We start from the raw sequence: 19,621 nt of genomic DNA on the forward strand, positions 1-19,621 counted from the left end.
GCACGCTTCTCTTTTGTGGCGCTCGCGCGATATCTCTTCTTTGCATGGCGCCCCGACCGGCGTGAATTCGAGGAGGACAGCATGATCCGGATTGCCGGCTTCGCGAGCCTTGCCCTGCTTGTGGCCACCAGTGCCTTCGCTCAGCAAGCCGATCAACCGCTGCTGACCGGCAAGGACGCTTTCGGCGACTGGAAGGCGGACAAACCGGGCGTGCGCCGGCTGATCAAGCCGCAGGACCTGCAGGCGCCCTTTGTCACCGAATCCGCATCCAATGGCCCCGGCGTGGCGGAGAGGCCCGAAGGCGCCAATCCAGTTGTGCTGCCGGGTTTTACAGCGGAGCTTATCGCCTCCGGTATCGCCAACCCGCGCGTCGTTCGCGTTGCTCCGAATGGCGACCTGTTTGTTGCCAACAGCAACTACGACGAGATACGCGTTTATCGTCTCGGAAAGGGTAGCGCAAAACCCGTCCAGAAAGCGATCTTTGCCAGCAACCTGAGCCGACCCTACGGCATTGCCTTCTATCCGCCGGGCGACAAGGCGCAGTGGGTCTATGTCGCCAACACCGATAGCGTGGTGCGCTTCGCCTATCGCGACGGCGATCTGAAAGCCTCCGGTGAACCGGAGACGATTGTCTCCGGCATTCCCTCGGGCGGCCACTGGACTCGCGACATCGCCTTCTCGCCCGACAGCAAGACGCTTTATGTCTCGGTCGGCTCCGAATCGAATATCGCCGAGGGCATGGGGAAGGAACCGCGCGGCGGCCTCGACGCCTGGATCAAATCCATGCCTTCAGGTGCCGCCTGGGGCGAGGAGGACGGTCGCGCCGACGTGTTGGCCTTCGACGTAGACGGCAAGAATGGCCGCATCGTTGCCACTGGCCTGCGCAATTGTTCTGGCCTGACCGTGCAGCCGGCGACCGGCGCGCTGTGGTGCGTCGTCAACGAGCGGGACTCGCTCGGCGACAACATTCCGTTCGAATTCGCAACCACCGTAAAGGACGGCGCCTTCTACGGTTGGCCTTGGTACTACATCGGCAACAATGAGGATCCGCGCCGCAAGGGTGAGCGCCCAGACCTTGCCGGCAAGGCGACCATCCCCGACGTGCTGATGCAGGCGCATTCTGCGCCGCTCAACATTGTCTTCTATGAGGGGAGCAATTTCCCGGCCGAGTACAAGGGCGATGCTTTCGTTGCCCTGCACGGGTCCTGGAACCGCGGCGTACGCACGGGCTACAAGGTGGTGCGACTGAAGTTCAAGGATGGCAAGCCGACCGGCGAGTATGAGGATTTCATCACCGGCTTCGTCATTTCCAATGACTCCGTCTGGGGCCGGCCTGTCGGCGTCGCGGTGGCCAAAGACGGCGCGCTCATCCTCACCGAGGATGCCAACGGCACCATCTGGCGCATCACTCATGTCGACGGGCCTTCCTGAGCCCATTGGTTTGGCAAAGAGCTGCCCCAGTGCACGTCCCGATGTATCGCCTTGGGATAGGTATGGATCACCTCGGCCGATGAGACGCGGTCGTCGAAACCGGTATCCCTGAGATTGAAGAGGCCGACCGAGCCGAAGGACTTCTTCGCCCCTTGCGCGAATCGGCTGTCGCTGAAATCGTGTTCGTAGAGCGTCACCGTGACGTGACCGTCATTGAGCTTCGGCACGTAAACACTGCTGATCGTGTCGTTGGCGACGCCCAGCTGGTTGACGTTGAAGCGATAGACGTCCTGCACCATGCGCCGGGCCGCATTGCCGTTGATCATCCAGTATTCGCGGCGCGATGCGCGGTTCTGGTCGTCAAGCTTGAGCGCTGCCTTGCGGCCAAGCCCGAGCCAGTGCTCGAACATCATCACATTGGCGCCCCAGGGGTAGGGATAATTGGACTTGTCGACGATGCGCCGCACGCCGGTGTCGGGGATCTCATTGGTGTCGACATAGTCCAGCCATTGCAGCTGGAACGACGCTTCCACGTTGAGGTCGCTGTTGCGCGGATCGGAAGCAACGATGCGCCAGTCGGAAACCGGCGGATATTTGGTGTCGAGGTCGATGTAGAATTCGCCCTTGGCAGTGTCATCGGGGTCCGGGGAGTCGCGCTCTAACGCGACCAGCCGCACCTTGAAGCGGTTGTTGACGACCAGCGGATAGATCATCGGATGAACGGGGTGAGCGCCGGGGTTCCGGCTGTCGGCAAAGTACCCAGGCGCTCGGACGATATCGCTCGTGCCCTTGTCGAACAGGCTGAAGGCCTGCCGCCCCTCGAACCACAGATACCATTCCAGCTCGTGCCCGCGCGCCCCGGAATGGGGCTTCCATTGCAGAAGCTGGATGTGAAGTCGTTTCGCTAGCATGGGCAGCTCCTGTCGGTGTAGCCGCGCAAGAGCGCAGCTATTAGGGATTGCAAAGTGCGGTGGGGCGGATGGGGGATAGCCGCTCTCCCACGGCGCGTAAGTGAACCATCTCTCGTTATCGGCCGTGCCCTGACGACCGTCCGACCTTGCTGGCGCATTCGAATCCGTTTTACCCCTGCCGACTTTCATGGCATCAGGGGCACTTTACGGGGTGCAACCGTCATGACCCTCACCGGCTTTCTCGCCTATAGCGCCGCACTCGGCATCGCCGCCGCCATTCCCGGCCCTGGCGTCACCGCGCTTGTGGCGCGGGCGCTGGGCTCCGGCTTCCGCTCGTCGCTGGCCATGTCCTTCGGACTGATGCTCGGCGATCTCATTTATCTCACCGCCGTGGTGCTCGGCCTTGCCTTTGTCGCGCAGACCTTCGGCATGGTCTTCCTCGCCATCAAATGGCTGGGCGTCGCCTATCTCGCCTTCCTCGGCTGGCGGTTCTGGATCGCCGGCATCACGCCCGAAACGGTCGAGGCCAAGAAAGGCAAGGGTGGTCTGGCATCGAGCTTCCTTGCCGGCCTCACCGTCACGCTCGGCAACCCGAAGACGATGATCTTCTATCTCGCAATCACGCCGACCATCGTCGACCTGAAGACCATCACGCTCGCCGACTACGGCATCCTGGTCGCGCTCACCGTCATCGTGCTCTTCGTGGTGCTGGTGCCTTATCTGGCGCTGGCCGCCAAGGCGCGCTGGTTTCTGAAATCGCCGCGCGCGCTGAAGGCGCTGAACCGCACCGCAGCCGGCTTCATGGTTGGCGCAGCCGCAGCCATTGCGGCGCGTCAGTAGACCGGTTTCAGCCAATCCATTCCGCCAATCGGGCCATCCGGGAAATGCGTTTCCGGGAGGTCGGTCTTTTCAGCAAGCACCCCACTCGATATTTTCGGCCGGCAGCCTATCTTGCGCGGTCGAAAGCCCTATTCTGTCCGCCGATGCCAATTGCCTGACCAATTGCCTGATTTGACTTGGGAGCGAAACCAATGAACAAGCCCGTCTCTTCGCCGCGCGTGCCCGGCCGCGGCCGCGTCTACAATTCGATCACCGAGACGATCGGCGACACGCCGTTGGTGCGGCTCGACAAATTCGCCAAGGAGAAAGGCGTCGTTGCCAACCTTCTGGCCAAGCTCGAATTCTTCAACCCGATCGCCTCGGTCAAGGATCGCATCGGCGTTTCGATGATAGAGGCGCTGGAAGCGTCGGGCCGCATCAGGCCCGGCAAGACGACGCTGATCGAGCCGACCTCCGGCAATACCGGCATTGCGCTCGCCTTCGCCGCCGCCGCCAAGGGCTACAAGCTGATCCTGACCATGCCTGAAACCATGTCGGTGGAGCGCCGCAAGATGCTGGCGCTGCTCGGCGCCGAGTTGGTGCTGACCGAAGGTCCCAAGGGCATGAAGGGTGCCATTGCCAAGGCCGACGAGCTGGCGGCGACCCTGCCCGATGCTGTCATTCCGCAGCAGTTCGAAAACCCGGCCAATCCGGAGATCCACCGTCGCACCACGGCCGAGGAGATCTGGAACGACACCGATGGTGGTGTCGACATCTTCGTCGCCGGCATCGGCACCGGCGGCACCATCACCGGCGTCGGCCAGGTGCTGAAGCAGCGCAAGCCTTCGGTGCATGTCGTCGCCGTCGAGCCTGAGGCATCGCCGGTGCTGTCGGGCGGCCAGCCCGGCCCGCACAAAATCCAGGGCATCGGCGCCGGCTTTGCGCCAAAGATCCTCGACACCACGATCTATGACGAGATCGTCAAGGTTTCAAACGAGGAGTCGGTCGCCAACGCCCGCCTCGTCGCCCGCCTCGAAGGTGTGCCGGTCGGCATCTCGTCGGGCGCCGCACTCCAGGCGGCGATCGTCGTCGGCTCACGGCCGGAGAACAAGGGCAAGAACCTGGTGGTGATCATCCCCTCCTTCGCCGAGCGCTATCTGTCGACGATTCTGTTCGACGGGCTTGGCGCCTAGTCCCGGGTGAACTTGCTGAAAAAGCGTCCGTGGCGGGCCTGCTTGAGCGAGGCCGCTGCTTCCGATGCGTTAAAGCTGCCGAAGGTGGAGGGACGTTGACCTTCGGCGGCCAGAGGCTCGAGATATTCGGACCCGATGCAATAGCCGGGGAAGCACGCGCTGATGTCCGCGCTTCATGAAGATCGGAGCCTCGTTCGATTCAATAACCCCGTTCGAGGTCGATCTTGTTGGACAGAGGCTCTCCTCTTGCGATTTGACCGCAGAGATCGGCGGTCTGGTCGATACCAGAATCAACCCAGAAGCTCGCGACATGAGGTGTGATAGTCACCCTGGGATGACTCCATAACGGCGATGAAGCCTCCAGCGGCTCACGTTCAAACACGTCCAGACAAGCACCAGAAAGTTGACCCTCGTCGAGAGCGCGGATTAGGTCGGCTTCGTTGACATGCGCGCCCCTGCCGACATTCACAAGGTAGGCACCTCGCTTCATTTTTCCAAAGGTACTGGAGTTCAGTATCCCACGAGTGTCACCAGTCAGGGGAAGTGAACAGATAACGTAGTCCCGGCTTGTTAGTGCGTCCGCAAGCTGGGCACGGCCAAAGTAACTATGTATGCCAGGAAGCGTCTTTTGATGGCGGGACCAGACTGCCGTGTCGTAGCCCAAGTCTGCAAACAGCTTTGCGGCCCAGCCACCGATGCGGCCTGCACCCAGTACAACAATTCTTGTCTCGGAGATCTTCCGCGGCGCAAGCGGATTCCAAACCTTGCGGGTTTGCAGACCCATGTAATCCACAACATGCCGTTGCTGGCAGAGAACGCGAAGGACGATGTACTGCACCACTTCCGAAGCCTGCTCACGCGTTGCGAGCCTGATGAGCGGAACACTCTTGGGAAAGCTCTGAAGATCAATACCCTCGACACCGGCCCCCAAATAGACGACGGCGCTTAGCCCCGTCATGGCGTCAAAAAAGCCAGGACTGGCGCCCTTGTCGATCAGCACAACATCTATGTCACTTTTGTTCCCGGCATCTGGCCAAAGCCTGAACTCGAGCTGCGGCACGCGGGTTTTCAGCTCGGCAGCCCATACCTGTGCATCGATGTAGTCAGGATACTCATTGACCATGAGAACGGTAATAGGCCCGCCGAACACTTCGCCCCCCAGATTCAGGCAATCAGGCATCCACCGGATGACCGGTCTGTTGAGGCTGAGGTTTGCGCAAACTGGCACCAGTTGCAAGACCAGACCCCGGCGCTATCTGCCGCCGCTCAATTCTTCAGCGCCGCCCGTTTCCCCTGCAGGAAGCGGCGCACGGCCGGGTCGCGCTCGAGGCCGATCGCCCGGTCATAGGCTTCGACCGCTTGCGCTGCATTGCCGAGCCTGGCCAGCAGGCCGGCGCGGGCAGCCCAGTAGGGTTGATAGTCATTAAGCCGCTTGTCGTCGCCGAGCACGTAAAGCGCCGCCAGTCCCGCCGCCGCCCCGTCGACCTCGGCGATCGCCACGGCGCGGTTGATCGCCACCACCGGCGACCCGGCAATCGCCGACAGCGCATCGTAAAAATTTCGGATCGCCGCCCAGTCGGTCTGGCCGGCTCGCCGCCGCGTCGCGTGCACCGACTGCACGGCCGCTTCGAGCTGGTAGCGGCCGATCACGCCCATGGTCGCAGCGTGGCCGAGCAGCGCTTCGGCCTCGTCGATCAGCGCATGATCCCACAGAAGGCAATCCTGATCGGCAAGCGGAACATAGTCGCCGGCTTCATCGCGCCGCGCCGGGCGGCGGGCCTCGGCGAACAGCATCAGCGCCAGCAGACCGAGCGCTTCCGGCTCGTCGGGCATCAGCGACGCCACCAGCCGCCCGAGCCAGATGCCTTCGGTCGCCAGGTTGCGGCGTTGCGTTTCAGTGCCGGCCGGGTCGGTCCAGCCTTCGGCGAAAGCGGCGTAGATCGCCTCCAGCACCGTATCCAGCCGCTCGCCGAGTTCGGCCCGCTCCGGTACGCGGAACGGAATGCCGATCTCGCGGATCCGGCTCTTGGCGCGCACCAGGCGCTGGCCCATCGTCGCCGGCGAGACCAGGAAGGCCGAGGCGATGGTCGCCGCGTCGAAACCCAGAACCGTCTGCAGGATCAGCGGCGCCCGCACGCTGGCCTCGATCGCAGGATGGGCACAGGCAAACATCAGCCTGAGACGCTCGTCGGGCAGGTCTTCGTCTTGCATGCTTGCCTCCATCTCCTCGGCCATCAGCTTGAGATGGTCGCGGCTCGCCTCGCTGGTCAGCCGACGGCGCACCGCATCGACGCCACGGCGGCGCGCCACGGCCAGCAGCCAGGCCTCCGGCTTTTCGGGCACGCCGGTTTTCGGCCAGCGCTCAAGTGCTGCGGCAAAGGCATCCGCAAGCGCGTCCTCGGCGCCGGCGACATCGCGCGTGCGCGCCGCGAGCCAGGCGACGAGCTTGCCGTAGCTTTGCCGGGCGGCCGCCTCGGCCGCCGCGCGCGCGATCTCCGGTCGACTGTCCATCACTGGGTCATTTCTGAGAAGGGTACTCGGTCATTTCCCAGATCGGCCGCACCTCGATAGTGCCGGCGCTGGCACCTGGACAGCGCGCTGCCCATGCGATCGCCGCGTCGGCGTCCTCGGCCTCGATCATATAGAAACCGGCAAGCTGCTCCTTGGTGTCGGCGTAGGGGCCGTCGAGCACATTGGTCTTGCCGTTGGCCGTCCGCACCGCGGTGGCAAGCTGGGTCGGCTTCAGTCGGTCGCCGGCGAGCCACGCTCCGGATTTCTTCAACGCTTCGGTGTAGGCGCCGTATGCGGCGCTGATCTCGTAGGTCTTGTCGCTCGGCGCGGCCGCCATCGCGGCTTCGTTCGCGTATATCAAAAGCATGTATCGCATGGTCTTCTCCTGTTTTTCGAAGGCCGCGTCGTTGCGTGCCGGACGTATGTCGTGTGGCCATGCCCGATTTCGACAGGCTTCAGAAAAACTTTCATCTTCACAAGGAGATTTCGCAAGGACCAGATCTTTCCTGGCTGGACGATGGCAGCACCGGACTGGCAGCGGTCGCGCGCAGCACTATCCTCTGTCGTGGCGGGCACGTCACGCGAGGCATGGGAGGAGAGAATGGAACTCGTGACCCACAAGAAATTCAAGAACGGCCGGTTGATGCCATGGGCAAAGGGCACAGTCGTCAGTGGAGCGAGAGGAACCGTCTATCTCTGCGGCAACACCGCGACATCGGCCGACTATGATCCAGCCGGCAAGAAAGGCGGCGGCTTCGCCGGCGATGCGGCGGCGCAGTGGCGTGAAGTTCTCGGCAACATCAAATCGGATCTGGAGGAACTGGGCAGCAGCCTCGATCACCTCATCAGGCTGACCTTCTTCGTCAGAGGGCCATTTCCCGACGGCGGGGTGCTCAGCTCTCCCAATTTTCGCCTCGACGTGCTGGACGCGTTCTTCGCAGAGCATTGTCCGAAGCACTGCAGCTACAACAATCCGCCGCCTTCGGAAGTGATCGGCGTCGCAGCGCTTGCCCAGGCCGACATCGTCATCGAGATCGTCGCCGTCGCCGCGCTGCCGGACTGAGGTCGCGGGGATGGATCAGGCGTTCGGCTCGAGCCAGCCGCGATAGCGCACGATCAGCCCGGTGAGCGGGTGCGAGATCTCGACATGGAAGCGGAAGCGGCCGTCCTCGACGCTCTCATAGGATGCCGAGCGCGGGCAGAGCCACATCGGCAGCTTCAGGCCGAGAAAGCTCCAGCGGCGCAGCACCAGCGACAGTCTTCCCTGCTCTGCCACCAGCGCCATGGCGAAGTTCAGCGGGCCGAAGCGCTCGCACAACAGCCGCTGTGATCGGCCTTTACCGACGAACTGGCGGCTGGAGAAAGTGTGAGCGCCAAACGTTCGCGTCCACGTCTCGCCATCCTTGCCGGAGTCGAAGCGGACCTGGACCGGCACGTCGGCACTGGCGGGAGGAAATCCAACCAACCAGCCAGATAGCCGGCTAAGAATACCGGCGCCGCGTTCAACGCTGCCGCGTCCCTCGGCCGTTCCAACGCGCTCATGCATGGCGCGGATTTCTTCGGGCAGATCCTGCCAGGTGCCGCCGACCACTTGCGGATAGAGGGGCTTTTCGACGTCGGCAGTGTCACCCCTGAAGCCGGTATAGATCGCCTTGCCGGCAAACAGCGCCTGATAGTCGTCAAGTTCCAGGTCGCGCACCGCCGCTCGCGCCCCTGGGGCCGGCGCCTGTCCTTCCAGCGTCTTGCGCACCAGCGCCTCCACCGCCATGGCCGGGATCAGCGGCCCGTCATCGCCTTCGGCCAGCAGATGCCAGGAGCGTTTGATCGCTTCACCCGCCTTGTCGACCCCCTCCACCGCGACGAACATGCCGCCGCGATGTTCGCCCCAGCGCAGCCGGTTGGACGCCCAGTGCATCAGCGGCGCCAGCGGCGACAGCGACCGCACCAGTCCGATCCGCACCAGCCAGGCAAGGCCGATCAAGGCGCGGTGCAGGATTTCGGGAACCGGCCCGGCGCCCATCCAGATGGTTTTGGCCTGCGGCCACAGGTCCGCCAGCGCGCGCAAATCCGGCACGTCGACCAGCGAAAACAGCGTGCTGTTCAGCGGCACCTTGCCCGGCGCGGCAATCGTATAGCGCATCTGCTCGGTCAGCGGATGGCCCTGCGCCTTACCGCCATCGCGTTTCAGGTCGACCGGCTGGCCGGCGTAACCGGCAATGGCGCGGATGACATTTTCGCCGACGCCGGCAAAGGGCGACGGCGCGATACCGCCCTGGATTGTGTCGACCCGCGCCATGCCGGCGGAAAGACGACGCACCACCGCTGCGGTCAGCACCGGGAAACTCGACACGCCGGACAGCACGAACAGGCCTGCCTTGCGCGCCGCATCGTCATACGCGGAGACGCCGGCGACGAAGTCCGACCCGTCGGCGAGGTCGAGATAATGGATGCCTTGCGCGATGCAGGCCTCGATCAGCCGGTAGCGGCCCGCGCCATAGGCCTGGAACGGACCGCTGGCGTCGACGACACAATCGGGTTTGAGCGCCGAAAGCTGAGCCGGCAGATCACCGCCGCGATCGAACGCAAGGGGCACCATCTTCGCCGCCGCGCCGATGCGGGTTTTGCACCAGGCTTCGGCCTTGGCCAGCCCGCGCCCGGCGACGATCAGCGTCAGGCGCGGTTCGCTCTCCAGCAACTGCACGATGCGGCCGCCGAAAATGCCATAGCCGCCGACGACCAGAAGCCTCATCGCGCTGTTGCCTCCATGCATGTCGTTTCCCCAAAACCGAGGTCACTTTTGGGCGACATGGGATCAGCCAATCATCCGCGCACGCATCGTGGCGGACGGGATCTCGCAACTGTCCTTGCGGCCGAAGATGGCGTAGCGGTTTTTGGCGATGCGTTCGTAGAGCCAGTCGCGCAAGGGGCGCGGCAACAGCAGCAGGGCTTTCGCCGCCCGCCATGGCCAGCCGAGTTCGGCCATCACGGCAACAAAACTGTCCAGCCGCATGAAAGGAGCGCCGCCGATGAGGACCAGATTGGTCTCATAGCTGTCTGTGCGCAGTCCATGTTTGTGGAACAGCGCCTCGCCTAAGGGCGACTGCGCGGTGGCGAAGCGGAAGCGGTTTTTGCGGTCGAGCCTGACCACCGTGCGTACGAAGCCAGAGCACAGCACGCAGACGCCATCGAAAACGATCAACGGCTGGCTGGCATCGAAGGGTTCAGGAGGAGAAGTCACGGGACATCCGGCAGCTTGTGTCAGGCGACACTAAGCCTGCCGGCTACGGGATCAAAGCCGCGGCGTTGTCGCACGGCTTCTCGCGGCCAGAGCGGGGCGCTCGGCGCGATAGGTGGTTGCGCGGTAGTCGGCGGCCGGTCTGCAGATCCGGCTGTCGTGACGGCTTTCGAACGTCATGATCAGTGCGCGCCGAGCGAGCTGCCGCGACGGGCGCAGGCCGGGCCCGGTCCGCGCATGTAATAGCGCTCCGGCCGATAGGTCGGCGCGATGAATTCGCGGATGGCGGCGGCATAGCCGGCGATGTGGCCCCAGAATTTCATTTTACTTAGTCCCTGTCCCGATTTTCGGATGTCCCGTCCGATTGCGGGGATCATAGCGTCGAGGCGTGAATAGTCGGTGAACACGATGTTAATCTTCGGTCGAAAACCCGTCGCTTCGTGGCCGGAATGCGGCTGTTTCGGGGTCTTTCAGTGTGGTTCGTCGCCATTTCGGGCATTGTGACTTTTGCATCACATATGTTTCGTCTCGATGTCGCTTGGGCGCGGTTCTGTTTCAATTTCGGCGAGCTCTGCGAAATTTCCGTGCGCACGGCCGGAAAGCTCCTCTGGCAGCGCCCGGAACCGGAACGGGCTTTGCCCGTTCTCGGTTGAACCGCATCGCGCAGGAGTTTTGCCATGGCACCCCGCCCCGCCTGGAAGGGCTATCTGAAACTGTCGCTGGTCACCTGCGCCGTCGAACTGACCAACGTCGTCACCCACACCGAAAAGGTCTCGTTTAGGGTGCTGAACCGCAAGACCGGCAACACGGTCAAGCGCATCTATGTCGATGCCGAAACCGGCAAGCCGCTGGAGGAAGGCAATGAGATCAAGGGCTATGAACTCGACGACGGCGACTTCGTCCATATCGAGGAAGACGAGATCGCCGCGGTGCAGATCGAGTCGTCGCACACCATGGCGCTGGACGGTTTCGTCGACAAAGCCTCGATCCAGCAGATCTATCTCGACACGCCCTATTATGTCGCGCCGGCCGACAAGGTGTCGGAGGAAGCCTTTGCCGTCATCCGCGACGCCATGGCCGGCAAGAAGATGGCCGGGCTGGCGCGCATCGTGCTCTATCAGCGGGAACGTCCCGTCGCTATCGAGCCGCTCGGCAAAGGCATGGTGCTGACCACTTTGCGCTACGACAACACGGTGCGGCAGCCCGAAACCGTCTTCGGCGACATCGAGGCGGTGAAGACCGACCAGGAGATGACGGATCTCGCCGAACTCATCATCGACAAGAAGAAGGCGAAGTTCGATCCGTCGAAATTCGAGGACAAGTATGAGGACGCGCTGCTCGAACTGATCCGCGCCAAGAAGGCCGGCAAGAAGGCGCCGAGGCCACAGGCCGCGCCCAAGCCGTCCAACGTGGTCAATCTGTTCGACGCGCTGAAGAAGAGCCTGTCGGATGGCGGCGCGGCGAAGGGCTCGGCCAAGAAGGCGAGGCCGGCGGCCAAAAGCGGCAAGGCGAAAGCCGCCGCGCCCAAACGCAAATCGGCGTGAGCACCATGGCCAGCCTCGAACAATATCAGTCCAAGCGCGATTTCAAGAAGACCTCCGAGCCTGCCGGCAAGGTTACGCGCGGCAAGCAGCCCGGCGGCATCTTCGTTATCCAGAAGCACGATGCGACCAGGCTGCATTACGATTTCCGCCTCGAGCATGACGGCGTCTTGTGGAGCTGGGCGGTGACGCGCGGCCCGAGCCTCGATCCGCACGAAAAGCGGCTGGCCGTGCATGTCGAGGACCATCCGCTCGACTATGCATCCTTCGAGGGCACCATTCCCAAGGGCGAATATGGCGGCGGCACGGTCATCGTCTGGGACGAAGGCACATGGACGCCCGAGATCGACGCCGCCAAGGCGATGAAGAAGGGCCACATCTCATTCGAGCTCAAAGGAAAGAAGCTGAACGGCCTGTGGCATCTGGTGCGGCTGAAGCCACGCGCGGGCGAAAAACGCGACAACTGGCTGCTGATCAAATCAAACGATGCCGCTGCCCGCCCGGGCGAAGATATTCTGAAGGACGCACCGAAGTCGGTGAAGTCGGGCCTGACCATCGAACAGGTCGCGGAGGGCAAGACCGCCGACGGCAAGAAGCCGAAAGTCTGGCATTCCAACAAGCCTGCCGCCGGCAAGGCGAAAGCAGCGCGCGGAAAACGCCTCGACTTCATCGAGCCGCAGCTGGCGACGCTGGAGCGCGACGCGCCGCCCGGCAAGGACTGGCTGCACGAAGTCAAATTCGACGGCTATCGCATGCAGGCGCAGATCGCCGGCACCGAGGTGCGGCTGCTGACCCGCACCGGCCTCGACTGGACGGAGAAATTCGGCCCCGAGATCGTTGCCGAACTGGCCCAACTGAAATGCAGCGACGCCATCATCGATGGCGAGATCGTCGTGCTGGCCGACAGCGGCGTTTCTTCTTTCTCGCTGCTCCAGCAGGATCTCTCCGCCAATCGAACCAGCCGCTTTACCTACTACGTCTTCGACCTGATGCGGCTCGACGGAAAGGATTTGCGCCGCGAGCCGCTGGTCGAGCGCAAGCAGGCCTTGCAGGAGCTGCTCGGCGAGCCGGCCGAAAATGCCGCCGTCCGCTTCAGCGACCATTTTGCCGAACCCGGCAAGATCATGCTCCAGCACGCCTGTCGCATGGGGCTGGAAGGCATCGTCTCCAAACGCGCCGACGCACCCTATCGCAGCGGCCGCGGCCCGAGCTGGGTGAAGTCGAAATGCACGGCGCGCCAGGAATTCGTCATCGGCGGCTATCTGCCGTCGGAAAAGACCGGCCGCGGCCTGCGCTCGCTGCTGGTCGGCTATTTCGAAGGCGGCAAGCTCAATTATGCCGGCCGCGTCGGCACCGGCTTTTCGGTCAAGGGCGCCACCGATCTGAAGAAAAAGCTCGATGCGTTGAAGGCAAAATCGTCGCCCTTCGCCGCAGCCGTGCCAAACGGCAAAGGCCTGGTCTGGGTCAAGCCAGAACTTGTCGGCGAAGTGGAGTTCCGCAGCTGGACCTCGGACCGTATAATACGCCACGCGTCGTTCCAGGGACTGCGCGAGGACAAGCCGGCGGAGGAAGTCGTGCAGGAAAAGCCATCGAAGGCCGACAGCAAGGCAAAGCCCGCGGCAAGCAGCGCCGGCAAGGCTGCCGGGACCAAAGCTGGGGCAATGACCACCAGCGTAAAACTATCCCATCCCGAAAAGCTGCTGTGGCCCGAAGAGAAGATCTCCAAGCAGGCTTTGCTCGAGCACTATGCGCTGGTCTGGCCACGCATGCAGCAATTCGTCGTCAACCGGCCACTCAGCCTGGTGCGGGCGCCGGACGGCATAGGTGGCCCGCGCTTTTTCCAGAAACACGCCTCGGCCGGCATGAGCGACAAGATCGCCCGGATGAAAGACCCGACCGACGGCGAGGAGATCCTGTTCATCCGGGATTTCGACGGCCTTGCCGCTCTGGTCCAGTACGGCGTGGTCGAGGTCCACATCTGGGGCTGCACGACCGACGAGCTGGAAAAGCCGGACCAGATCATCTTCGATCTCGATCCCGACGAGGGCGTCGACGTCAAGGCGGTGCGCGAGGCCGCGCTCGACATCCGAGGCAAGCTCGACGATCTGTCGCTGTCCAATTTCGTCAAGCCATCGGGCGGCAAGGGCTACCACGTGCTGGTGCCGCTGAAACCATCGGCGGACTGGGAGGCGGTCAAAACCTTCTCCCATGATTTCGCCAAGGCGCTGGAGCAGGCCGCGCCTGATCGCTACACGGCAACGCTATCGAAAAAGGCGCGCACCGGAAAAATCTTCGTCGACTATCTACGCAACGGTAGGGGTTCGACGACGGTCGCGCCCTACTCCTCACGCGCCAAGAAGGGCGCGACGGTGTCGATCCCGGTGACCTGGGCGGAGGTGGAAGCGGGGCTGGCGCCGAATTCTTTCCCGATCGGCGACAAGACGACATTGAAGGAGTTGGAGAAAGCTGATCCTTGGGCGGATTTCTTCAAGCAGGCGAAGGTGTTGAAGCGGGGGTGAAAAGGCCGACGTAGCGATCCGTCACACCCCCCTCTGTCCTGCCGGACATCTCCCCCGCAAGGGGGGAGATTGGCAGCTTCAAAGCGTCGCTCTTCTTGCGAGGTTGGAGATTGGCGAAATCCAAGGTGCGCTTGATCTCCCTCCTTGCGGGGGAGATGGCCGGCAGGCCAGAGGGGGGTGCTGTCCCGCCGACGTCTACCTCAACCCAAAAAAACCCGCTCAAACGCCTGTTTCCCCGGCGGCGAAAACACCACGGCGCGACTATCCTTCTCCCGCCTTGCCCATTTCTCGGCCAGGATCTTGTCGAGGATCGCCGCGCCCAGCGTGCCGGCGAGGTGGGAGCGGCGCACGCTCCAGTCGAGGCAGGCGCGGCAGACCGGCCGACGCGGCTTGGCATCGACATCGATGCCGATGGCCGAAAAATGCGAGGCCGCTGATGGCCCGAGCCTGATCTCCTGCTCGTCGCGCAAAAGAATGTCGCGCGCCACGAGCCGGTCCAGCATCGCCACCGCCTGCTCGCCGGCAAGGTGGTCGTAGCAGACGCGTGCCACGCGCATGGCGCCGTCGCGCGGACCCGGCCGCACACGCTTGGGGCCAACGGCTTCCGCCACGCCGGTGATTGCTTCGATCATGCCCGCCACCTGCGGCCCGGCGAGGCCGTAATAGCGGTGCCGGCCCTGGCTGGCCAAAGTCAGCAGCCCGCCCTCCATCAGTTTGGACAGATGCGAGGACGCCGTCGGCAGAGACACGCCGGCTTCCAGCGCCAGTTCGCTTGCCGTCAAAGCCGTGCCGCCCATCAGCGCATTCAGCATGTTTGCCCGCGCCGGATCGCCGACCAGGCTGGCGATGCGGGCAATGTCGGGTCCTTCACGCATAGTTAGGTCTCCATCGAAGCATTCTTGCGAGATAATCACTAATGTCGGCTGAGATCAAGGAGAACGCCGATGCCAACCGCTTCCGCCCCACTCGCCAGCCGCCAGACATTCCCGTTCGTCACCTGGCTGCACCGGCATCTGCTCGCCCGCTGGTATGACCGCCACCTGCAGCGGCTCGACCTCGCCGAGATCGACGACCATCTGCTGCGCGATCTTGGTCTGACCCGGGAGGATGTGCGCCGCGAATGCGCTAAATCCTTCTGGCAGGCCTGACCGCCGGCATTTTGCTTAGCAGGCCCGGCGGCGCAACGTTTCGACGCCGCTCGAACTATCGACGCAGAAAACCCAAGGAGATCACGATGACCATCACCTGCTTCATCCGCTACGAGATCGACCCGTTCGGCAAGGCGGCGTTCGAGCAATATGCCAAGGCCTGGGGCCAGGCGATCCCGCGCTGCGGCGCCGATTTGATCGGCTACTACGCCCCGCACGAGGGCTCGGCCACCACCGCCTACGCCGCCTACAACATCGACAGCCTGGCCGCCTATGAAGCCTACCGCGCCCGGCTCGCCGCCGATCCCGCCGGCAAGGCCAATTACGAATTCGCCCGCCGCGAAAAGTTCATCTTGAAAGAAGACCGCATCTTCTTGAAGCTGGTGTCCGGACCGCATGGACCGCGGCAGCTGTTCCAGCCCGCGGTCAAGGAGGAAGCATGATCGCTGTCATCTTCGAGGTCGAGCCGGCACAGGGCAAGCGCGATGCCTATCTCGGCATCGCCGCGGAACTGCGGCCGCTGCTCGACGGTATCGATGGCTTCATCTCCATCGAGCGGTTTCAGAGCCTGGTCGACCCGAACCGCATCCTGTCGCTGTCCTTCTGGCGCGATGAGGAAGCGGTCAAGGCCTGGCGCAACACCGAGGAGCACCGGGAGGCGCAAAAGGCCGGCCGTGGCGGAATCTTTGCCGGCTATAGGTTGCGGATTGCGCATGTGGTGCGGGACTATGGTCTGACGGAGCGGGATGAAGCGCCGGCGGATAGTCGGGCGGTGAATGGGTGAAGCTGACGATGTGCAGCGGCATTCATAACCGTCGACCATCGCGCCGCCCCTCATTGTCCTGCCGGACATTTCTCCCCGTATAGTGACGGGGAGAAAGACGCTGTTGCCGATGGTTTCGCCAATCGCCAGCGTTGCAGAACAAGCTGCGAAATTCGCGATAGCCCCCTTCTCCCCGTTACGGGGAGAAGATGCCGGCAGGCAGATGAGGGGCAGCGCCGACCTTCGCTTTACCTAAGCATTCCCGATCAGCACCCCGGCCGCAAACACCAGCGCCCCGCCCAGCACCACCTGAAACGCCGCGCGCAGGAAAGGGGTTTGCATATAGCGGTTCTGGACGAAGGCGATCGTCCACAGTTCGAAGAACACCACCACCGCGGCCACCGCCGTTGCTGTCCAGAAATGCGGGATGAGATAGGGCAGCGCGTGGCCGAGGCCACCCAGCGTCGTCATGATGCCGACGGTCAGCCCCCGCTTGATCGGCGAGCCGCGGCCCGACAGTTTGCCGTCGTCGGAGGCGACTTCGGTGAAGCCCATCGAAATGCCGGCGCCGATCGAGGCGGCAAGGCCGACCAGCAGCGTCTGCCAGGTGTCATGCGTGGCGAAGGCGGCGGCAAAGATCGGCGCCAGCGTCGACACCGAGCCGTCCATCAGCCCGGCCAGCCCCGGCTGCACATAGGTCAGGATGAACTGGCGCTGCTCGGCGCTGGCCTCCTCGTCCTTCACCTCGCCCGGAACATGCTTCTGCTCCAGCCGATGCGCCGAATTCTCATGGCTTTGCTCCGCCGCCGCGAGGTCGTTGAGCAGTTTTCTGGTCGAAGCGTCGCTGGTGCGCTTGGCCGCTTCGACATAGAAGCGATAGGCCTGCCGCTCCATCTCTTCGGCCTGCCGCCGAACATTTTCGACGCCGAGCGGCCGCACCAGCCAGTCGGGCTTGCGCTCGTAATAGCCCTTTACATGCTCGCGGCGCAGCAGCGGAATGCGCTCGCCGAAACGCTTGCGGTAAAGCTCGATGAGGGAATCGCGATGGCCGTCTTCCTCGAGCGCCATCGCCTCGAACACTTTTGCCGATTGCGGAAAGCTTTCGGCCAGTCCCTCGGCATAGGCGCGGTAGATGCGCCCGTCATCCTCTTCCGACGAAATTGCCAGCGCCAGGATCTCCTGTTCCGACAGCGTTTCAAAGGGACGGCGGCCGAAACCGAAGACACGGGAAAGCATGATAAATTCACCCTAGTTTAGAATGGTTCTAAACTAGGCGCTGGCGCTTCTCCGGTCAATCGCCGGTCACCAAGTGTTGAAGCGCCCGTGCTGCGGCGTACCCTTCATTATCAGCGAATGTTCACCTATATTGACGGCGACACGCAAAGCGAAAGGTATCCTGGAGATGACGGCAAAGCCGCACGACCACTTCGATCCCAAACCCGTCCTCGATCTCATCGCCAGCATCGAGGCCGACCTGCAGCGGCTGAAAGGCCTGGTTGAGCAGCAGGTCGAAAAATTCGACCCCGCAAATCCGCACAACAAGGCCCCCGACGGCAAGCTGACCGAGGAAGGCGTCGAGTGTTGCTACCGCATGTTCGACGAAGGCAAGTCGCGCTATTCCGTCGCCCAGCAGATGAAGATCTCGTTTGCCGCCGCCACGCACAGGTTCAATGCCTGGCGCAAGGCAGGTGGAGCGAAGCGGCAGAGGGCGTTGTTAGGGTGAGCGGCCGAAGCTGCTGATCTCCCCCCTCGTGGGGGAGATGTCCGGCAGGACAGAGGGGGGCGCTGTCCCGCCGACCTCCCTGCTGCCTGCAGCCCAGCACCCGTCATCCGTTCAGCATACGCCTCCAAGCCCAGCCGCAATCACAATATGCTGGCAGACATTTTCGATGTCGCGAATGACGTCGTCATTCCAGAACCGCAGGACGGTCCAGCCATCTTGTTCGAGCCGCGCTGTCCGCGTTTCATCGCCGGCAGCATCCGCATGCTGCGAGCCATCTACTTCAACGACCAGCTTCTTCTCCGGGCAAGCGAAGTCGACAATGTAGCCGGCGATGGAAAATTGCCGTCGGAAGCCAAGCCCCATCAACCGGTGCGCACGAAGTTCGTTCCAGAGCTTGAGCTCGGCTGGCGTCAGGACTTTGCGCATCGACCTGGCGTTTGCGCGATGTCGAGGCGGCAATGGTGTGTGCGGCATTGGTGGTTGTCTAGGTTGGTACTCTACGGCGCCCCCCTCTGTCCTGCCGGACATCTCCCCCACACGGGGGGAGATTAGCAGCTTCGGCCGCTCCGCCTCACGGCACCAGATCAATCTCTTCCGTCTCGCCGCCTTCGCAGGTGTAGCAGCAGTCTTCGCATTTTTCCTTGTTGTTGGGGCCGACGCCCCAATAGGTTTCCTCGTCGCCATCGACCCAGGCGCCGTAGCAGATCGACTCGCCTTCGTTGCACGAGACCGGGATCTGCTTGGTCTCGCCATCGTCGAGATAAAAGTCCTTGTCGTCGCCCGGCCAGACATAGTCGCGGTCCTGGCTGTAGAGCTCGAGGCGCATGGCGTTGGGATGGCTGTTCTTGACGGCAAAGGTGATGTCGGCGGCATAGGCCGATGGCGCAAACAGCGCGGCAAGCGAAAGCGCTGCGACGATGCGGCGCGTGATGGTGAGAGACATGGCATTCCCCGAATGAGAATCGGCCCCCTCGGCCGAGAGCGTCAGCATCGCATGCCGGCGGCTGACATTGAAGGGCGGTCGCTGACTGATTTTGGGGTGATTGGCGACCGCGTCCCCGCCTACCCCACAAACCCCACTCTCTTGTGCCTGCCGTCGCAAAACGGCTTGTTGGCCGAGTGGCCGCAGCGGCACAGGAAGGTGCGGGTGGTGCGGTCGATCGTGTGGCCGGTGCCGGTGACGATCTCGGCATTGCCCTCGACCTTCAACGGCCCGTTGGTGGTTGGCGTTATGGTCAGCGGGCCGTTGCGCGCCTCGAGCGTCGCCGGCGCCTCCTTCAGCGGCGGCTCGCCGGTGGCTGTGAAGCCGGCCTTGATGTGGCTGTTGTCGCAGAACGGCTTGTTCTGCGAGGCGCCGCAGCGGCAGAGCGTGGCGCGAAACAAGGTCTCGCCGCCCAGCACGATCTCGGCATGGACGGCCAGCGGCCCGTTCTCGCGCAGCCGCACGGTGTTGACCACCGGCGGCTTCTCCTGCGGCCCGCCATCCTTCCTCAGATAGCCGATGGCGCCGGACGGACAGTTCTGAGCCAGCGTCACGACTTGCTCGACATCAGCCGCCTCGGGGTGGATCCACTCGCCGGGCGCATTGGGCACGAAAACATCAGGATTGCCGAGCACGCAATTGCGCGAATGGATGCAGCGCTTACCGTTGAAGGAAATGTCGATCTTCTCGCCTTCGACCGTGCCTGCCATGGAGCTCTCCTCGTGGTGGGTGACAAGAGGCTAGGGCGGTGGCGGCAAGGGCGCAAGCCGGCCGGGAAGGCGAGGCGCGTGATCTCCCCCCTCAAGGAGGGAGACGAGGCGCGCCTGCCCTCCGCTATGGCTTCG

At 63.3% G+C, this 19,621-nt stretch carries 22 protein-coding genes; 10 read left to right on the forward strand and 12 right to left on the reverse strand.

Annotated elements, in window-relative coordinates; genetic code table 11:
• Positions 1–81: 81 nt before the first annotated feature.
• On the forward strand, positions 82–1,431 hold the full coding sequence (locus tag ACYHH6_RS04600) for a PQQ-dependent sugar dehydrogenase (RefSeq protein ID WP_352583042.1): 1,350 nt from the start codon (positions 82–84) through the stop codon (positions 1,429–1,431).
• Here ACYHH6_RS04600 and ACYHH6_RS04605 read toward each other — a convergent pair.
• Positions 1,410–2,342, reverse strand: a complete 933-nt coding sequence (locus ACYHH6_RS04605) for a hypothetical protein (protein WP_352583040.1) — start codon at positions 2,340–2,342, stop codon at positions 1,410–1,412. The two genes, ACYHH6_RS04600 and ACYHH6_RS04605, sit on opposite strands and share 22 nt — an antisense overlap.
• Positions 2,343–2,564: 222 nt before the next feature.
• On the opposite strand from ACYHH6_RS04605, the gene ACYHH6_RS04610 reads away from it, so the two are divergent.
• A complete protein-coding gene (locus ACYHH6_RS04610; protein ID WP_352583038.1) occupies positions 2,565–3,182 on the forward strand; it encodes a LysE family translocator in 618 nt (205 codons plus the stop codon).
• A gap of 191 nt (positions 3,183–3,373) precedes the next feature.
• On the forward strand, positions 3,374–4,354 hold the full coding sequence (gene cysK / locus ACYHH6_RS04615; protein WP_352583036.1) for a cysteine synthase A: 981 nt from the start codon (positions 3,374–3,376) through the stop codon (positions 4,352–4,354).
• Positions 4,355–4,553: 199 nt separating this feature from the next.
• Here the strand turns inward: cysK and ACYHH6_RS04620 are convergent, their stop codons facing one another.
• The 3 genes from ACYHH6_RS04620 to ACYHH6_RS04630 are packed head-to-tail and all read right to left on the reverse strand — an operon-like array spanning position 4,554 to position 7,241.
• The gene (locus ACYHH6_RS04620; RefSeq protein ID WP_352583302.1) at positions 4,554–5,582 is read right to left on the reverse strand and encodes a 2-hydroxyacid dehydrogenase; all 1,029 of its coding nucleotides are present in this window, start codon (positions 5,580–5,582) and stop codon (positions 4,554–4,556) included.
• A 38-nt stretch (positions 5,583–5,620) separates the two neighbouring features.
• On the reverse strand, positions 5,621–6,865 hold the full coding sequence (locus tag ACYHH6_RS04625) for an RNA polymerase sigma factor (protein WP_352583034.1): 1,245 nt from the start codon (positions 6,863–6,865) through the stop codon (positions 5,621–5,623).
• A gap of 7 nt (positions 6,866–6,872) precedes the next feature.
• On the reverse strand, positions 6,873–7,241 hold the full coding sequence (locus ACYHH6_RS04630) for a YciI family protein (protein WP_352583032.1): 369 nt from the start codon (positions 7,239–7,241) through the stop codon (positions 6,873–6,875).
• A gap of 225 nt (positions 7,242–7,466) precedes the next feature.
• Between ACYHH6_RS04630 and ACYHH6_RS04635 the strand changes: the two genes are divergently transcribed.
• The gene (locus ACYHH6_RS04635; protein ID WP_192258678.1) at positions 7,467–7,928 is read left to right on the forward strand and encodes a RidA family protein; all 462 of its coding nucleotides are present in this window, start codon (positions 7,467–7,469) and stop codon (positions 7,926–7,928) included.
• 15 nt (positions 7,929–7,943) lie between these two features.
• Here ACYHH6_RS04635 and ACYHH6_RS04640 read toward each other — a convergent pair whose 3' ends face one another.
• From ACYHH6_RS04640 to ACYHH6_RS04650, 3 genes are all read right to left on the reverse strand, one after another.
• On the reverse strand, positions 7,944–9,614 hold the full coding sequence (locus ACYHH6_RS04640) for a saccharopine dehydrogenase family protein (protein ID WP_352583030.1): 1,671 nt from the start codon (positions 9,612–9,614) through the stop codon (positions 7,944–7,946).
• A gap of 63 nt (positions 9,615–9,677) precedes the next feature.
• Positions 9,678–10,103 carry a thiol-disulfide oxidoreductase DCC family protein gene (locus ACYHH6_RS04645; protein WP_352583028.1) on the reverse strand — a complete coding sequence of 142 codons (426 nt, stop codon included), beginning with the start codon at positions 10,101–10,103 and terminating at the stop codon, positions 9,678–9,680.
• A gap of 179 nt (positions 10,104–10,282) precedes the next feature.
• Complete coding sequence (locus ACYHH6_RS04650; RefSeq protein WP_023672040.1) at positions 10,283–10,423, reverse strand: hypothetical protein; 141 nt, start codon at positions 10,421–10,423, stop codon at positions 10,283–10,285.
• Positions 10,424–10,777: 354 nt separating this feature from the next.
• On the opposite strand from ACYHH6_RS04650, the gene ku reads away from it, so the two are divergent.
• Both ku and ligD read left to right on the forward strand, forming a co-directional pair.
• Positions 10,778–11,644, forward strand: a complete 867-nt coding sequence (ku, locus tag ACYHH6_RS04655; RefSeq protein ID WP_352583026.1) for a non-homologous end joining protein Ku — start codon at positions 10,778–10,780, stop codon at positions 11,642–11,644.
• Between the two features lie 5 nt (positions 11,645–11,649).
• Complete coding sequence (ligD, locus tag ACYHH6_RS04660; RefSeq protein ID WP_352583300.1) at positions 11,650–14,160, forward strand: DNA ligase D; 2,511 nt, start codon at positions 11,650–11,652, stop codon at positions 14,158–14,160.
• A gap of 200 nt (positions 14,161–14,360) precedes the next feature.
• On the opposite strand, the gene ACYHH6_RS04665 is transcribed toward ligD, so the two are convergent.
• Positions 14,361–15,035, reverse strand: coding sequence for an ArsR/SmtB family transcription factor (locus tag ACYHH6_RS04665; protein WP_112559099.1), 675 nt, complete (start codon positions 15,033–15,035; stop codon positions 14,361–14,363).
• A gap of 69 nt (positions 15,036–15,104) precedes the next feature.
• On the opposite strand from ACYHH6_RS04665, the gene ACYHH6_RS04670 reads away from it, so the two are divergent.
• The 3 genes from ACYHH6_RS04670 to ACYHH6_RS04680 all read left to right on the forward strand — a co-directional run bounded on the left by ACYHH6_RS04670 (position 15,105) and on the right by ACYHH6_RS04680 (position 16,092).
• Positions 15,105–15,308, forward strand: coding sequence for a DUF1127 domain-containing protein (locus ACYHH6_RS04670; RefSeq protein ID WP_352583024.1), 204 nt, complete (start codon positions 15,105–15,107; stop codon positions 15,306–15,308).
• 86 nt (positions 15,309–15,394) lie between these two features.
• Positions 15,395–15,751 (forward strand): NIPSNAP family protein, encoded by a 357-nt coding sequence (locus tag ACYHH6_RS04675; RefSeq protein WP_112559163.1) that lies wholly within the window; start codon positions 15,395–15,397, stop codon positions 15,749–15,751.
• Positions 15,748–16,092, forward strand: coding sequence for an antibiotic biosynthesis monooxygenase family protein (locus ACYHH6_RS04680; RefSeq protein WP_352583021.1), 345 nt, complete (start codon positions 15,748–15,750; stop codon positions 16,090–16,092). Before ACYHH6_RS04675 ends, ACYHH6_RS04680 begins: the two co-directional genes overlap by 4 nt.
• 231 nt (positions 16,093–16,323) lie before the next feature.
• Here ACYHH6_RS04680 and mbfA read toward each other — a convergent pair whose 3' ends face one another.
• Positions 16,324–17,307: an iron exporter MbfA gene (gene mbfA / locus ACYHH6_RS04685; protein ID WP_352583020.1), complete on the reverse strand. Its 984-nt coding sequence runs from the start codon at positions 17,305–17,307 to the stop codon at positions 16,324–16,326.
• A 166-nt stretch (positions 17,308–17,473) separates the two neighbouring features.
• Between mbfA and ACYHH6_RS04690 the strand changes: the two genes are divergently transcribed.
• On the forward strand, positions 17,474–17,794 hold the full coding sequence (locus ACYHH6_RS04690; protein ID WP_112559095.1) for a hypothetical protein: 321 nt from the start codon (positions 17,474–17,476) through the stop codon (positions 17,792–17,794).
• A 111-nt stretch (positions 17,795–17,905) separates the two neighbouring features.
• Here the strand turns inward: ACYHH6_RS04690 and ACYHH6_RS04695 are convergent, their stop codons facing one another.
• The 3 genes from ACYHH6_RS04695 to ACYHH6_RS04705 all read right to left on the reverse strand — a co-directional run bounded on the left by ACYHH6_RS04695 (position 17,906) and on the right by ACYHH6_RS04705 (position 19,486).
• On the reverse strand, positions 17,906–18,268 hold the full coding sequence (locus ACYHH6_RS04695) for an endonuclease domain-containing protein (RefSeq protein WP_352583298.1): 363 nt from the start codon (positions 18,266–18,268) through the stop codon (positions 17,906–17,908).
• 97 nt (positions 18,269–18,365) lie between these two features.
• Complete coding sequence (locus tag ACYHH6_RS04700) at positions 18,366–18,737, reverse strand: hypothetical protein (protein ID WP_352583018.1); 372 nt, start codon at positions 18,735–18,737, stop codon at positions 18,366–18,368.
• Between the two features lie 119 nt (positions 18,738–18,856).
• Positions 18,857–19,486 (reverse strand): CDGSH iron-sulfur domain-containing protein, encoded by a 630-nt coding sequence (locus ACYHH6_RS04705; RefSeq protein ID WP_352583016.1) that lies wholly within the window; start codon positions 19,484–19,486, stop codon positions 18,857–18,859.
• Between the last annotated feature and the right edge of the window lie 135 nt (positions 19,487–19,621).

It is taken from the genome of Mesorhizobium sp. P171375 (assembly GCF_057786075.1).